Consider the following 14,775-nt stretch of genomic DNA (forward strand, 5'->3'; position numbering starts at 1 on the left):
TTATGTAAATAATTTTTTGTATAAAAAACACACCTCACAAAAAGTTCTGTAAAGTTACATAAATTAATTGATTTAAATCAATATTTATAATATAAAAACAAGATAGACTTTTATCGCTGTCAAGGCGGAGGTCTTACCTTAAGGAAGTAAAATAATTTTAATTTATACCTCCTGCGCCAAAAACTGAGAAATTCCGACTTAATAAATATAATTATTTCCATTGTTTTTGGCGCTTATTTTATTTTTTTAGCTTATATAGGAATTAATAATGCTTTCACTTATTTTGTTTGTCGGAACATTTTGGTACGCGTGGTACTATGTTTCTCAATCACTACAAACAAAAGGTAAAAATAAACTTATTAGTCATGCTTGTGGTGGTTTATTTGGGTTTTGTATGGCAAGTTTGTCGTTATTTACAAGCGGACCGGAAAAATCTGAGTCTGAAAATCCGCAGATTCTACCAACCGTTCCTCGCGCTATGGTGTATACACCGACATCGGCACAATCTCTTATTCAAGAAAACCCAACTCAAGCCTATTTAAGTAATAGCTTTGCAACTCCGTTACCTAAAATGAAAGAAACGGAAGATGAAGCCCATATCACAATTCGGTCATCCTATTCTCCAAAACATCTAGAAAAAATTAATAAAGAGCAGTTTGTTTCTCGTTTAGCTGCACATAGTTCAGAGAAGGTCAGACAAAAAGAACAATACTCAAAATATGAAAAAACAAAAGAAAAATAACAAAAAAGTTCTCCGTTCAAAACCACCTAAAATATTAAAAAAAACAAGAAAAAGAAATAAATATTCGCCTTTCTAGCGTAATAAATATCTTTTACGTCATTATAGTTTAGATAGAGACCATGATGGTGTCCCTTGTGAGAATTTATGCGGCTAATTAGCTTTTATCATTAGAAAACATAACATAAATTATTGGGAACTTTTCTCATTAATTTGTTGTTAAAAAATAAGCATAGTGCATTTTCTATGTCGAAAAAAACCGCTATCTCTTCAATAAATTTATTACCGCATTATGAAGATGTTATTTCTATTCACCTATACTTATAGGAAATTTCAATGTGTTAGTTCTTGATTTTATGTTTTTAGGTGCGCTGAGCTACTGTATCTATTTAACAATAAGCCATTAAATAATTTCTGCTTTCGAATGTTTTGCCTAAAGCAGAATATTACGAAATCAAAAATTAATAAGACAATGCCTTTTTGGTTTTCCTAAAAGGCATTATTTTTATACAAACTTGCAAAAAATCCCTAAAATCCTACCGCTTTCCATTCAAAAAAAGGCATTTTTACGGTATGCTAGACCTAGACGCAATTTTTTTCGATAAGTTTTAAAGGTCAAAATTTATGCAACAACAATATAACCCAAGTGCAATTGAGCCTAAAGTTCAGCAATTCTGGGCAGAAAATAAAGTTTTTAAAGCGGTTAAAGATGTAACAAAAGAGAAATACTATTGCCTTTCAATGTTGCCGTATCCATCAGGTAAATTGCATATGGGCCACGTGCGTAACTACACAATCGGTGATGTGGTTTCTCGTTATCAACGTATGATCGGTAAAAACGTATTACAACCAATGGGTTGGGACGCTTTCGGTTTACCGGCAGAAGGTGCTGCAGTAAAAAATAACACTGCACCGGCAAAATGGACTTATGAAAACATTGAGTATATGAAAGGTCAGCTTAAAATGTTGGGCTTTTCTTACGACTGGGATCGTGAAGTAACCACTTGCCGTCCGGAATACTATAAGTGGGAACAATGGTTCTTCACTAAACTTTATAAAAAAGGTTTAGTGTATAAAAAAACCTCAACAGTAAACTGGTGTCCGAATGATGAAACCGTGCTTGCAAACGAGCAAGTTCACGAAGGTTGCTGTTGGCGTTGCGATACGCCTGTGGAACAGCGTGAAATCCCACAATGGTTTATCAAAATTACAGACTACGCAGAAGAATTATTAAATCACTTAGATAATCTTCCGCAATGGCCTGATCAAGTAAAAACAATGCAACGTAACTGGATCGGTCGTTCTGAAGGGGTTGAAATTACCTTCAAAATCGCCGGTTCAAATGCTGAATTACCGGTTTACACTACTCGTCCGGATACGTTCTTCGGCGTAAGCTATGTAGCGGTTGCTGCAGCTCACCCATTAGCCGAAATGGCAGCAGAAAATAATCCAGCACTAGCTGAATTTATTCGTGAAGCAAAAAACACCAAAGTTGCCGAAGCAGAATTAGCAACAATGGAGAAAAAAGGTATGGCGACAGGCCTGTTCGCTATCCACCCACTAACAGGTAAAGAAGTACCGGTTTGGGTTGCTAACTTCGTATTAATGCACTACGGTACCGGTGCGGTAATGGCCGTACCAGCTCACGATGAACGTGATTTTGAATTTGCAAAAAAATACGATTTGCAAATTAATCAAGTAATTCAACCGCTTGACGGTGCTGAATGGGACTTCTCAAAAGCGGCTTACACCGAACACGGCAAGCTCATCAATTCAATGGAATTTGACGGCTTGGACTTCAACGGTGCATTCAATGCGATTGCCGATAAATTAGAAGCAATGGGCGTAGGTAAACGCCAAGTAAACTTCCGTCTGCGTGACTGGGGTGTGTCTCGTCAGCGTTACTGGGGTGCTCCAATCCCAATGATGACTACTGAAGACGGCGAAGTGGTTACCGTACCGATGCAAGATTTACCGGTAATTCTGCCTGAAGATGTGGTAATGAACGGCGTACAAAGCCCGATTAAAGCTGATCCTGAGTGGGCAAAAACCACTTACAACGGCAAACCTGCGTTAAAAGAAACCGATACATTCGATACCTTTATGGAATCATCTTGGTATTACGCACGTTATACTTGCCCACAATATCATGAAGGTATGTTAGATTCGGATGAAGCGAATTACTGGTTACCAGTAGATCAATATATCGGTGGTATAGAGCACGCAACCATGCACTTGCTCTACTTCCGTTTCTTCCACAAATTGTTGCGTGATGTGGGTATTTTAAATTCTGACGAACCAGTAACTAAACTTTTATGCCAAGGTATGGTGCTTGCGGATGCGTTCTACTACACTAGCCCGACTAACGAGCGTATTTGGGTTAGCCCAACACAAGTGACGTTAGAACGTGATGAAAAAGGTCGTATCATCAAAGCGACTGATCCGGAAGGTCGTGAGTTAGTTCACAGCGGTATGACCAAAATGTCGAAATCGAAAAACAACGGTATCGACCCGCAAGAAATGGTAGAAAAATATGGTGCGGACACGGTACGTTTATTTATGATGTTCGCTTCACCGGCAGAAATGACGCTTGAATGGCAAGAATCTGGTGTTGAAGGGGCAAAACGCTTCTTAGGTCGTGTGTGGAACTTAGTGTATGAATACAGCCAAAACTCTGCAACAGCGGCATTAGACGTGACAGCATTAAACAAAGCACAAAAAGAACTTCGCCGTGACGTACACAAAACCATTGCGAAAGTGTCTGATGACATCGGTCGCCGTCAAACATTCAATACCGCAATCGCTGCGATTATGGAATTAATGAACAAGTTGACTAAAGCTCCGCTTGAAAACGAACAAGATAAAGCGGTAATGGCGGAAGCATTAAGTGCTGTTGTACGCATGCTTTACCCAATCACGCCACATATCTGTTTCGAGTTATGGCAAGCATTAGGTAACAACAATACGATTGACTTTGCACCATGGGTGGTTGCAGATGAATCAGCAATGGTTGAAGACGAGAAATTAGTTGTGGTACAGGTAAACGGTAAAGTACGTGGTAAAGTCACCGTTTCAGCAACAGCAACCGAAGATGAAGTCAAAGAGATTGCGAAAGCGGATGCCAACGTAGCAAAATTCTTAGAAGGCGTAGAAATCGTGAAAGAAATCTATGTACCGTATAAGATGTTAAGTTTTGCGGTAAAAGCCTAATAATAGGGGTGAACTATGTTCGCCCTTTATTTGTATTATGATGGAAAAGGGCGTACTAGTACCTCCTACAAACCAATTTAAACGGGAGTTCCCAATGTTAAAAAAACTCACGCTGTTAGCCATTCTCGGTTTAACCGCTTGCGGTTGGCACTTCAAAAACAATGAAGTTTTACCACAAGATTTGCGTACACTGACATTTGAAAGTGCTGACCAACATAGCGATATGTCACGTACATTACGCCATCAGTTACAGCTTAACGATGTGGAATTAGTTTCTGCTACAGAAGGCGTCGCTAAATTACGTCTTGTTGGTGCTTCAAGCGGCAGTAAAGTCGTTTCGGTGTTTCAACAAGCACGTGAAGCGGAAAAATTACTTACGTTAAATGTACAAGCAATCGTGGATGTACCGAAAAAAGGTGCATATCCGTTAGAAGTTTCTGTTCATCGTACTTTCTTTGATGATTCTCGTGCTGCATTGGCAAAATCGGCAGAGCAAGAAATGATTATGAAAAATATGTACGAACAGGCATCTCGTCAGCTTATTATCAAAATGGCTGGCTTACACAAAGAATTAAATCAAACGAAATAATTCATTAACCACTGATAACACGGATTTCATGCAAACAAGCGGTGGAATTTTTGCGATTTTTTGCAAATTCTACCAATCCGTGTTTATCCGTGTAATCCGTGGTTTTCAATATGCAAAAAGTTTTTCCTGAAGGACTTCCTAATATTTTATCTAAAAGCCTATCTCCTTTCTATCTTTTGACTGGAAATGATCTTTTATTACTGAATGAAAGTAAAGATCAGGTTGTGCACGCCGCTCGTTTAGCCGATTTCGATGAGAAGCAAGAAGTCAGTATTGCAAATGACACAAAATGGGAAGATCTGTTTGAGGCGGCACAGTCAAACGGCTTGTTTTTTAATCGCCAAATTATTATTCTGAACCTACCGGAAGCGCCAACCGCATCCCAAATGAAAAATGTGGCGGAGTTATGCCGTTTTAGCCATGCGGATTTATTGCTTATCCTTTGCTTACCCAAATTCAGTAAGGCAATGGAGAAGCAAGCATGGTTCACTCAAATTGAAGCCCAAACCATACAAGTCAATTGCCAAACGCCAGAAATAGCTAAATTACCGACTTGGCTTTCACATAGAGCCAAGGCGATGGAATTACAGATTGAGCCGGAAGCTGTGCAACTACTCTGTTATAGTTATGAAGGGAATTTATTAGCGTTAAAACAAGTATTACAAATGTTACAGCTTCGCTTTAATGACGGTAAAATTTCACTGGCCCGCGCTAAAGAAGTGGTAGAACAAGCCGCCCAATTCTCGCCATTTCAATGGATTGATGCCTTATTAGAAGGCAAAATTACTCGTGCGGAACGTATTTTAAAACACCTACAAAACGAAGAAGTTCAACCGGTTGTCTTGTTACGTATTATTCAAAAAGAGCTACTGGTGCTACTGGAAATTACTCGTTCTCCGCAACCAGTGCAAAATAGCAATCAGCCGTTATATATGGGTAATTTACGTGCGGAATTCGACCGCTTGAAGGTCTGGCAAAATCGCCGTCCTTTTTATCAAACTGCATTGCAACGCTTAACGTATAAAAAATTGTATCAACTTATTCAACGCTTAGCGGAATTGGAAAAGCAAGTAAAACAAGAATTTAGTGATGAAATTTGGCTGGAATTAGAGCGTTTTTCCGCCTATTTTGAATAGAAAAGTGAGTACGGAAGCTACTACAAGCGGTTAAATTTTATGATAAATTTGCAATAGCTTCCGTCATAGTTATTGGTTAGTAATGCCCTTCTAAATCCGAAGTCATCACATCATTCTCAACTGCCGCAATACGCTTTTCTTCATTTGCCCATTCACCCAAATCGATCAATTGACAACGTTCGCTACAAAACGGGCGATATTTACTTTCCGGCTTCCAAATCACTTCTTGATGACAAGTCGGACAATTTACGATAGTTTCTGACATTCGCTTTCCTTATCTTTTGCTAAATCTAAATACTGTTGGTGTAAGGTAAAGACTTGTGTTTTTATACGCTCAAGCCCCTGTTCCAACGGCAAATTATTTTCAATCACATCATCGGCATAACGCAGTCGCTCTGTTTGGCTAACTTGTGATGCCATAATGCTTTTAATCGTTTCAACCTTACTTTGATCTCGCTTGGTTGCTCGTTCCAGCTGAATGGCTGGCTCTACATCAATGACGATTACTCGGTCACAAAATTCAGTAAGGTTATTTTCAATCAATAACGGCACTACAAATAATAAATATGGTGCGGGACAGGCTTGTATTTGGCTTACCATCTCTTGACGAATAGCCGGATGCAACAAGTTATTTAACCATATTTTCTCTTGTTCTTGATGAAAAATAACTTGACGTAACTTGGCTCGATCCAGTTCACCTTGAGAGGTTAGAATCTCATCGCCAAAATGCTCGGCAATTTTGCTCAATAGCGGAGCCCCCTTTTCAACCACTTGGCGAGCAACAATATCCGCATCAATTAACGGCACCCCGAGTTCGGCAAATAAGTTTGCGACTGTCGTTTTGCCACTTCCGATTCCGCCGGTTAAACCAACTACATAGGTCATTTTTAATTCCCATACTAATAATTAGACATAGATTTTATCAATAATTAGTACGAAAGTCGAAAAGCTAATAAAAGGAATAAAGGGTAATTTTGCTAAAGTATGCTTCATTATCGCTCGATAGCCAAAATAATAAATACAACCAGAAACACAAGCCAGTAAGATTAGCTTCAACATATCATCAATATTAAACAAAGGCGAAATTGAGCTAATCACTAAGCTATCGCCTATACCAAATGCTTCTTTCTTCCAGAACCACAAAATTCCGTAATGAAGGCAGGTAAAAAATAATATACAACCCAATAAGGTCTCTATATGTGCAGCCATTGGTTCATAGACCAGAGCCAAAACGAATATCGCAATAACATAACGAATATCCGTTAAATAGTAACAAGAATCCAACACACTCAAAAACAGCAAAATCATCAATAAAAATGCGAGTGTCATTGAGGGAATATGAAATGTAAGTAATGGAAAAGCCCAGAAGAAAAAATTAGCCAAATAACTTTGTTTGGGTTGTAATTTTGAATGCTGACTAAAATAGTCATAACTATGTATAGGAGGCAATAAGCTACTGTATTCTTGATATACTTGTTGATTAATATGATTAGCAAATAACTTGATGGCTCGTTTACACCAAAATGCAAATAAAAATGCTATCAGCGTCGCAAAAAATTGATTAAATTCAACCGCTTCCATTATACGAGAATCCCCAAATCAAAAATCGGCAAATAAAGCCCAATTAAAACCGTGCCAATAATAATCCCCATAAGTAGCATTAAAATCGGCTCAAGTAATTGTGAAAGCAAATCTATTTGATAATCTAATTTCAGCTGATAAATATCGCTAATCTGCGTACACATCACCGCTAAATTAGCGCTTTTCTCCCCTATCGTGATCATTTGTACCATTTGTGGAGTGAATACTGCCGGGTTTAATCCTTCCGAAAATTTATACCCTTGTTGTAATAAAGATAACGTAAGTCGTACTTGTTCCTGTAAAAGTCGATCGTGCATTTTCTCAGATAAAAAAGCTTTTAGAGCCACTTCTAAATGCAGATGGGCACTTAACATTAGTGCAAGATTCTGGGTAAAGAAGATAATTCTCGTGTAACGAATAACTTGATTAAAGTAGGGGATATAAGACAACAGATGCATCTGACAAGCGGTTAAATTTCCGAATTTTTTTGCAAAACAGAGCAACACTCCCATCACTACTATACTGCCACAACATAGAAATATCCCATTCTGTCGTAAAAACGCAGAGAGAGAAAATAATAATGACGTTAACCATGGCAAATTCTGTGCCTTATCCATATACAAATCGGCAAATTGAGGCACAATAAAAACTAACAACCCAAGCGTCAATACACACGAAATGACTAAGACAATCAGCGGATAAAATGTAATTTTTCTAACTTTCTTCGCCAATTTATCTGCTTGATTACGTGTTTTAGCAATATTTTCCAAAACCACACCTAATTTACCACTTTGTTCGCCCATCCGAATTAATTGGATTTCCTGCTTAGAAAGATAAAGATTCAATTTCGCTAAACTCGCAGAAAAACTATATCCTGAGCTTATCGAAGCATTTAAAGCTAATAGCCATTGATATAACTTAATATTCGTACAATTTTCCTGCTGCATCATTAACGCTTGTTTAAAAGGAATGGAAGCATTAATCAATAATGCTAATTGCGCAAGAAATTGAGTAACTTCATCTGCTTTAGGCTGTCGAGAAAAAGTAAAATTGCGTTGAATATGAATATATTGATAACCTTTTGCCAAGAGCTTTTGTTCTGCCTCAGCATGATTTTGGGCTAATAAAATACCACTTTGTTTTTGTTGAAAACGATTCTTCGCTTTCCAGTGAAATTCAAAAATACTAACCATCACCTAACACCCGCTTTACTTCGTCTACTGTTGTTATGTTAGCCGCTAACTTTTGTTCAGCACTGGCTCGTAAATTGTCATAATCCAAATAAGCGGTCGATTTTTCAAAAAATTTACCTTGTTTTGCAAGTAATTGGTAAATTCCCGTTCGCCCTTTATAACCGTGATAACAGTTATCACATCCTTTTCCGCCACATTGCGGACAACGTTTACGTAATAAACGCTGTGCAATAATCAGTTGCAGCGAATTCTTAATCTCATACTCTTTAATCCCTAATTGTAGTAAGCGCTCAATTGCAGACGGCGCATCATTCGTATGTAATGTAGAAAGCACTAGATGCCCTGTTTGTGCTGCTCTTAATGCAATTTCAGCACTTTCTTGATCACGAATTTCTCCTAACATAATAATGTCCGGATCTTGTCGTAAAAATGTTCTGAGTAATTGGCTAAAGTCTAATTGAATTGCACGATTTACTTGAGTTTGGATAATCCCTTCTATCTCAATTTCAATCGGGTCTTCTGCAGTCAGAATATGCCGTTCGCTATTATTTAAATAATTTAACGCACTATATAACGTAATACTTTTACCACTGCCTGTTGGTCCTGTCACTAGAATCAGCCCTTGTGGTTGATGTAATGCCGTAAGTAGTAATTGTTTTTGTTCCGGTGAAAAACCTAATTCCAAAAAATCGAAATGAGTAGGTTTATTCTTTTGTAAACGTAAAACGATTTTTTCACCAAAGCTCGTGGGTAAACTGGATACACGAAAATCTAATATTTCAGCCGTTACCGTCTTAAAATTAAATTGGCCGTCTTGTGGTAAACGTGTTTCACTAATATCTAATTTAGCTAACAATTTAAGCCTTGTGATAATACGATTGGCTAAGCTAAACGATAAACTTTTATAGATACGCAATACCCCATCAATACGCAATCTAATCTGTAGCTTCTCTTTTTGCGGTTCAAAGTGAATGTCCGAAGCATTTTGCTTTAAGCAAAATTTAAATAAATTATCTAAAATCTGAATAATAGGGTCATTTTGATTGAGTAGTTCTAAATTATCCGGCGATTGATAATTTAACTCGGTTTCTTCATATACGGATTGTTGTTCCGGCGAAAGTTGATTAAGTAAATACTTCAATTCATCGGAGGAAATCAAAACAGGTTCAATTGTTTTATGCGCAATAAATGCAAAAATTTCACAAGCACTCAAATTATTCATATCATCAATTGCAAGCCATAGCGTATCGTCATTTTCTTGAATCGGCATAGCCAAATAACGTAATAAAACATGTTTTTCATCACAATTTTTTTGCCACAAGGATTCAGAGATATCAAATACCTGCTGGCTATTCATATCACAAACGGAATACTGCATTTGATTTCCTCCTTATATTATTATTCCGAGCAAAATGCTGCGGGGAATAAACTTTTATCCTCTCCTGAACAGGTTGTTTTCCACGTCAGTGTTTTACTTGAATAATCCGGTGTAAGTGTATAACCATATCCCGCTACGCTGCCCTTGCCATTCACGGTTATAGTACCAGCAGTTACAGAAACTGAATCTAAATACTTAGAATTTTTAAGATCATCGCCATTCTTAATGCCATTGGCTCCACTAGAACAGCTATTGGTAGCTCCAGTGTTATAAATACAAATTTCTACATCCGTTTTATATGCAGAAGATGCCGCTAACAGTTCGGATAATGCCGCTTTTTTGGTGTAGTTGTTATAAGAAGGAATCGCCACAGTTGCTAAAATTGCAATGATTGCAATCACAATCATTAATTCAATCAGGGTAAATGCCTGTTGTATCGGTTTAATTATGTGTTTCATCTATAAGTTCCTTTTTTGTCCACGCTTATTGCGCTCTATTAGTTTGCAAGCTGTTTTAAATCAATGCGATAACCGAACATCAAATTCTCGATCAGGATCGCAAAAACAAATTCTTACCTGTTTATTTACTCAGTGCTTTTTGCTATGATTTTATCGGTTTAAATCAAATAGAGGTCAAAATGGCAAAAGCACCGAAAACGGCTTACGTATGTAATGATTGTGGCGCAGAATATTCTCGCTGGATGGGTCAATGCAAAGAGTGCAAAGCATGGAATACGATTAGTGAAGTTCGCTTAATCTCTAGTAAAGAATCAAGCAAAAATGACCGCTTCAGTGGCTATGCTGGAGAGACTTCAGGCAAGGTACAAACACTTTCCGAAATCAGCTTACAAGAAGTGCCTCGTTTTAGTAGTGGGTTTAATGAGCTTGATCGCGTACTCGGCGGTGGTGCTGTGCCCGGTTCTGCTATTCTCATCGGGGGGCATCCTGGTGCGGGAAAATCAACCCTATTACTGCAAGTAATGTGTTGCTTATCAAAAATGCTACCGACGCTCTATGTCACTGGTGAAGAATCATTACAACAGGTTGCAATGCGTGCTAATCGTTTAGGGCTACCAACTGATAACCTGAAAATGCTTTCGGAAACATCTGTCGAACATATTTGCAATATTGCCGATCAAGAAAAGCCCAAATTGATGGTGATTGACTCCATTCAAGTAATGCATTTATCCGATATTCAATCATCACCTGGATCCGTTGCTCAAGTACGAGAATGTGCGTCATTTCTTACCCGCTATGCCAAAACACGCCAAGTAGCAATTATTATGGTCGGTCACGTCACCAAAGACGGTACGCTTGCCGGCCCAAAAGTGTTGGAACACGCTATTGATGCCTCATTATTGCTAGAAGGTGAATCTGATTCACGTTTCAGAACATTACGAAGCCAAAAAAACCGATTCGGCGCGGTAAATGAACTTGGTGTGTTTGCTATGACTGAACAAGGTTTACGAGAAGTTAAAAATCCATCCGCTATTTTTTTAAGCCGTAGTGATGAATTAGTTTCAGGCAGTTCTGTTATGGTTCTTTGGGAAGGAACTCGCCCATTATTAGTCGAAATCCAAGCGCTGGTTGATCATTCTATGTTAGCTAATCCACGCCGTGTGGCGGTCGGTTTAGATCATAATCGCTTATCGCTCTTACTTGCAGTGCTTCATCGCCATGGCGGACTGCAAATGTCTGACCAAGATGTTTTTGTTAACGTTGTTGGGGGCGTAAAAGTCACAGAAACCAGTGCCGATCTTGCTTTAATTTTGGCACTGATCTCAAGTTTTAGAAATCGCCCGTTACCACAGGACTTAGTAATTTTTGGTGAAGTAGGACTTGCCGGCGAAATTCGTCCGGTACCGAGTGGTCAAGAACGTATTAGCGAAGCGGCAAAACACGGTTTTAAACGAGCAATCGTGCCATTTGGTAATATGCCGAAAAAACCGATAAAATATATGGAAGTGATTGGGGTTAAAAAATTAAGTGATGCGCTAGATACGCTTGGTAGTTTATAATCTTGTTAATTTAAATTTAGCTACGATATAAAAACTTTCATTCAATAGGAATCTTATTTATGGCAATGCAAATCACATTATCGAAACAAGCCGCTCCGGAGCAATGGGGCAAAAATGCAATTCTGTCAGCCAATGAACAAGGTATGACAATTCACCTACAAAAAGATCCGTTAACGACTATTCAACGTGCTGCTCGTAAAATTAAAAATCAAGGCATTTTGGATACTGTGCTTACCGGTTCTGATTGGGCCTTAGAACAATGCTGGGCATTCCATCAAGGTTTTGTGAGTGTTCGTAATTCAGGAACCGTAAGTTATCCCGACTTAGCCGGACAACAAGCGGAATTTGATGCGCGAGTACACTGCTCTAGCTTTACACGCTCTTTAATTAACGAATCTTCCGAAACACTTACCCCTGAGTGTTTAGCGCAAAAATCGGCGGAGTTTATTACCAAACAGTCTGAGCAATATCTCGGTAAAAATGCGGTATCCGCTGAAATTATTTGCGGTGAAGAACTGAAAAAACAGGGTTATCACGGCATTTGGACAGTGGGTAAAGGCTCGGCAAATAAACCGGCATTGCTCAAATTGGATTTCAATCCAAGCGGTGATATTAATGCACCTGTGCTTGCTTGTTTAGTCGGTAAAGGCATTACCTTCGATACCGGTGGTTATAGCATTAAACTGAGTGACTCAATGAGTACCATGCGTACCGATATGGGCGGTGCAGCCTTATTAACTGGTGCATTAGGCTTTGCAATCAGTCGTGGCTTAACACAACGTGTAAAACTCTACTTATGCTGTGCGGAAAATATGGTAAGTAGTACTGCATTTAAATTAGGCGATATTATCGAATATCGCAATGGCGTTAGTGCAGAAGTGTTGAATACCGATGCGGAAGGTCGCTTAGTGTTAGCGGATGGCCTAATTGAAGCAAGTGAGCAAAATGCAAAATTTATCATTGATGCAGCAACCTTAACCGGTGCCGCAAAAGTGGCGGTCGGTAATGACTACCATTCGGTACTTTCTATGGATGATGAATTAACCGCTCGCCTATTTAATGCAGCAAAAGCGGAAAACGAACCGTTCTGGCGTTTACCGTTTGAAGAATTTCATCGCTCACAAATTTCGTCATCATTTGCCGATATTGCCAATATCGGAATGGTGCCGGTTGGTGCAGGTGCAAGCACGGCAACCGCATTTTTATCGTACTTTGTGAAAGATTACTCACAAAATTGGCTTCATATTGATGCCTCAGCCACTTTCCGTAAAACAGCAAGTGATTTATGGGCAGCCGGTGCAACCGGTTTAGGGATGAAGACCCTAGCGAATCTGCTTTTATCTCAATAAGCTTTTAGTAAAATTTCTGGAAAATTTAACCGCTTGTTCCGCTAAAGTTAGCGTAAAACAAGCAGTTTTATTTTGCTTTGTGTATAATATTACGAATTGACTTCTATTTTGCCATTTAGGAACAAATATGAATTACTTAGCGAGCGCAAACGAAACTCTCAGCCTTTATACCCAAGCAATTAACCAGCTTAATCAGCGTTTAGACGGTACATTTAATCAAGCGATCGAAATGATTTTAAACTGTGAAGGCCGTGTCGTGGTTACGGGTATCGGTAAATCCGGTTTAGTCGGGCAAAAAATGGTAGCGACGTTTGCTTCAACCGGCACACCGAGTTTTTATTTACATCCGACCGAAGCGTTCCATGGCGATTTAGGGATGTTAAAACCGATTGATGTGGTGATTCTTATTTCCAACAGCGGTGAAACTGATGATGTGATTAAATTATTACCAAGCCTAAAAAGCTTTGGTAATACAATTATTGCGATGACCGGAAATCCGCATTCGACACTGGCTCAATATGCCAATTTAACTCTCAATATCGGTGTTGAACGAGAGGCCTGCCCAAATAATCTTGCCCCAACTACATCAACACTAGTGACTATGGCGCTAGGCGATGCGCTAGCGATTGCATTAATCAATGCTCGAGGTTTTAAAACGGAAGATTTTGCTCGCTTCCACCCGGGCGGTAGTTTAGGGCGTAAATTACTCAATCGCGTGAAAGATGTGATGCAAACCAAGTTACCTATTGCGCAACCAAATGCAGATTTCAGTACGATTTTAAGTGTGATGAATGAAGGCAGAATGGGAGTTGCACTGATTATGCAAAATGAAGATTTACAGGGCATTATTACTGATGGTGATATTCGCCGTACGCTCGCTCAATTCGGTGCTGGAAGCCTAACGAAAACAGCGGAACAAATTATGTCTAAAAATCCGAAAACCATTTCGGATAATACTTATTTAGCGAAGGCGGAAGAAATGATGAAAGAATTGCATATCCATTCGCTTATTGCGCTGAATGACGAGGGTAAAGTGTCCGGTATTATGGAATTCTCAAATTAAGGATATTTTGTGGCGAAATCAAATTATATTACGCGTAGCGGATGGCAAACCTTAGATCAAGAGCTTAAATTTTTATGGAAAGATGAGCGTCCGAAAGTAACACAAGCGGTTTCAGAAGCGGCGGCTTTAGATGATCGTAGCGAGAATGCCGAATATATCTATGGTAAACGTCGTTTACGTGAAATTGACCGCCGAGTTCGTTTTTTATCCAAACGTTTAGAAGTGTTACAAATCGTGGATTATCATCCGAAACAAGAAGGCAAAGTGTTTTTTCGCGCTTGGGTTGAGCTTGAAAATGAGCAAGGTGAAACTAAGCAATATCGGATTGTCGGTTGTGATGAATTTGATCCGGCTAAGAATTGGATCTCGATTGATTCGCCGGTAGCTCGATCGTTAATCGGTAAAGAAGTGGATGATGAAATTAAGGTGGATACGCCACTTGGCAAAAGCTTACTATATATCAACAAAATCTGGTACGAGAAAGAAGGTCTTTACTAGACATAAAGGCATAGTAGACAAA

At 38.9% G+C, this 14,775-nt stretch carries 14 protein-coding genes and 1 pseudogene; 9 read left to right on the forward strand and 6 right to left on the reverse strand.

The features are described 5' to 3' along the window. Positions 1-268: 268 nt before the first annotated feature. The 5 genes and pseudogenes from HMPREF0027_RS06225 to holA all read left to right on the forward strand — a co-directional run bounded on the left by HMPREF0027_RS06225 (position 269) and on the right by holA (position 5,674). Complete coding sequence (locus HMPREF0027_RS06225) at positions 269-742, forward strand: hypothetical protein (protein WP_005623128.1); 474 nt, start codon at positions 269-271, stop codon at positions 740-742. 100 nt (positions 743-842) lie between these two features. After that, a pseudogene (locus HMPREF0027_RS13155) lies at positions 843-896 on the forward strand (excalibur calcium-binding domain-containing protein); the annotation flags it as partial. A gap of 467 nt (positions 897-1,363) precedes the next feature. Next, positions 1,364-3,949: a leucine--tRNA ligase gene (gene leuS / locus HMPREF0027_RS06230; protein ID WP_005623131.1), complete on the forward strand. Its 2,586-nt coding sequence runs from the start codon at positions 1,364-1,366 to the stop codon at positions 3,947-3,949. A 94-nt stretch (positions 3,950-4,043) separates the two neighbouring features. Then, positions 4,044-4,538: an LPS-assembly lipoprotein LptE gene (locus HMPREF0027_RS06235; RefSeq protein WP_044024327.1), complete on the forward strand. Its 495-nt coding sequence runs from the start codon at positions 4,044-4,046 to the stop codon at positions 4,536-4,538. Positions 4,539-4,648: 110 nt separating this feature from the next. Continuing rightward, positions 4,649-5,674: a DNA polymerase III subunit delta gene (gene holA, locus HMPREF0027_RS06240; protein ID WP_005623136.1), complete on the forward strand. Its 1,026-nt coding sequence runs from the start codon at positions 4,649-4,651 to the stop codon at positions 5,672-5,674. Positions 5,675-5,750: 76 nt separating this feature from the next. Here holA and yacG read toward each other — a convergent pair whose 3' ends face one another. From yacG to HMPREF0027_RS06270, 6 genes are read right to left on the reverse strand one after another with little or no spacing between them, the layout of a single operon-like run. Beyond that, positions 5,751-5,939 carry a DNA gyrase inhibitor YacG gene (gene yacG / locus HMPREF0027_RS06245; protein ID WP_005623139.1) on the reverse strand — a complete coding sequence of 63 codons (189 nt, stop codon included), beginning with the start codon at positions 5,937-5,939 and terminating at the stop codon, positions 5,751-5,753. After that, positions 5,921-6,559: a dephospho-CoA kinase gene (gene coaE, locus HMPREF0027_RS06250; RefSeq protein ID WP_005623142.1), complete on the reverse strand. Its 639-nt coding sequence runs from the start codon at positions 6,557-6,559 to the stop codon at positions 5,921-5,923. The genes yacG and coaE overlap by 19 nt, the downstream gene beginning before the upstream one ends. A gap of 21 nt (positions 6,560-6,580) precedes the next feature. After that, positions 6,581-7,255, reverse strand: a complete 675-nt coding sequence (locus HMPREF0027_RS06255) for an A24 family peptidase (RefSeq protein ID WP_005623145.1) — start codon at positions 7,253-7,255, stop codon at positions 6,581-6,583. After that, a complete protein-coding gene (locus HMPREF0027_RS06260; RefSeq protein ID WP_005623146.1) occupies positions 7,255-8,448 on the reverse strand; it encodes a type II secretion system F family protein in 1,194 nt (397 codons plus the stop codon). The genes HMPREF0027_RS06255 and HMPREF0027_RS06260 overlap by 1 nt, the downstream gene beginning before the upstream one ends. Further along, positions 8,441-9,826, reverse strand: a complete 1,386-nt coding sequence (locus HMPREF0027_RS06265; RefSeq protein ID WP_005623149.1) for a GspE/PulE family protein — start codon at positions 9,824-9,826, stop codon at positions 8,441-8,443. The genes HMPREF0027_RS06260 and HMPREF0027_RS06265 overlap by 8 nt, the downstream gene beginning before the upstream one ends. A gap of 20 nt (positions 9,827-9,846) precedes the next feature. Then, positions 9,847-10,284 carry a pilin gene (locus HMPREF0027_RS06270; RefSeq protein ID WP_005623151.1) on the reverse strand — a complete coding sequence of 146 codons (438 nt, stop codon included), beginning with the start codon at positions 10,282-10,284 and terminating at the stop codon, positions 9,847-9,849. A 179-nt stretch (positions 10,285-10,463) separates the two neighbouring features. Here HMPREF0027_RS06270 and radA point away from each other — a divergent pair, with 179 nt between their 5' ends. The 4 genes from radA to greB all read left to right on the forward strand — a co-directional run bounded on the left by radA (position 10,464) and on the right by greB (position 14,753). Beyond that, positions 10,464-11,843 carry a DNA repair protein RadA gene (gene radA, locus HMPREF0027_RS06275; protein ID WP_005623154.1) on the forward strand — a complete coding sequence of 460 codons (1,380 nt, stop codon included), beginning with the start codon at positions 10,464-10,466 and terminating at the stop codon, positions 11,841-11,843. A 65-nt stretch (positions 11,844-11,908) separates the two neighbouring features. Then, the gene (pepB, locus tag HMPREF0027_RS06280) at positions 11,909-13,192 is read left to right on the forward strand and encodes an aminopeptidase PepB (protein ID WP_044024452.1); all 1,284 of its coding nucleotides are present in this window, start codon (positions 11,909-11,911) and stop codon (positions 13,190-13,192) included. 127 nt (positions 13,193-13,319) lie between these two features. After that, positions 13,320-14,255, forward strand: a complete 936-nt coding sequence (locus HMPREF0027_RS06285) for a KpsF/GutQ family sugar-phosphate isomerase (protein WP_005623160.1) — start codon at positions 13,320-13,322, stop codon at positions 14,253-14,255. Positions 14,256-14,264: 9 nt separating this feature from the next. Next, the gene (greB, locus tag HMPREF0027_RS06290) at positions 14,265-14,753 is read left to right on the forward strand and encodes a transcription elongation factor GreB (protein WP_005623163.1); all 489 of its coding nucleotides are present in this window, start codon (positions 14,265-14,267) and stop codon (positions 14,751-14,753) included. The last annotated feature ends 22 nt before the right edge of the window (positions 14,754-14,775 follow it).

The sequence above is a fragment of the Actinobacillus ureae ATCC 25976 genome (genome assembly GCF_000188255.1).
Lineage (GTDB): Bacteria > Pseudomonadota > Gammaproteobacteria > Enterobacterales > Pasteurellaceae > Actinobacillus > Actinobacillus ureae.

Excerpts from the sequence above, each read along its gene's own strand:
- HMPREF0027_RS06285 (WP_005623160.1), top strand. The coding sequence starts at position 13,320 with ATGAATTACTTAGCGAGCGCAAACGAAACTCTCAGCCTTTATACCCAA.
- leuS (WP_005623131.1), top strand. The coding sequence starts at position 1,364 with ATGCAACAACAATATAACCCAAGTGCAATTGAGCCTAAAGTTCAGCAA.
- HMPREF0027_RS06255 (WP_005623145.1), bottom strand. The coding sequence starts at position 7,255 with ATGGAAGCGGTTGAATTTAATCAATTTTTTGCGACGCTGATAGCATTT.
- yacG (WP_005623139.1), bottom strand. The coding sequence starts at position 5,939 with ATGTCAGAAACTATCGTAAATTGTCCGACTTGTCATCAAGAAGTGATT.
- HMPREF0027_RS06260 (WP_005623146.1), bottom strand. The coding sequence starts at position 8,448 with ATGGTTAGTATTTTTGAATTTCACTGGAAAGCGAAGAATCGTTTTCAA.
- HMPREF0027_RS06225 (WP_005623128.1), top strand. The coding sequence starts at position 269 with ATGCTTTCACTTATTTTGTTTGTCGGAACATTTTGGTACGCGTGGTAC.
- radA (WP_005623154.1), top strand. The coding sequence starts at position 10,464 with ATGGCAAAAGCACCGAAAACGGCTTACGTATGTAATGATTGTGGCGCA.
- pepB (WP_044024452.1), top strand. The coding sequence starts at position 11,909 with ATGCAAATCACATTATCGAAACAAGCCGCTCCGGAGCAATGGGGCAAA.
- HMPREF0027_RS06235 (WP_044024327.1), top strand. The coding sequence starts at position 4,044 with ATGTTAAAAAAACTCACGCTGTTAGCCATTCTCGGTTTAACCGCTTGC.
- coaE (WP_005623142.1), bottom strand. The coding sequence starts at position 6,559 with ATGACCTATGTAGTTGGTTTAACCGGCGGAATCGGAAGTGGCAAAACG.
- HMPREF0027_RS06265 (WP_005623149.1), bottom strand. The coding sequence starts at position 9,826 with ATGCAGTATTCCGTTTGTGATATGAATAGCCAGCAGGTATTTGATATC.
- HMPREF0027_RS06270 (WP_005623151.1), bottom strand. The coding sequence starts at position 10,284 with ATGAAACACATAATTAAACCGATACAACAGGCATTTACCCTGATTGAA.
- holA (WP_005623136.1), top strand. The coding sequence starts at position 4,649 with ATGCAAAAAGTTTTTCCTGAAGGACTTCCTAATATTTTATCTAAAAGC.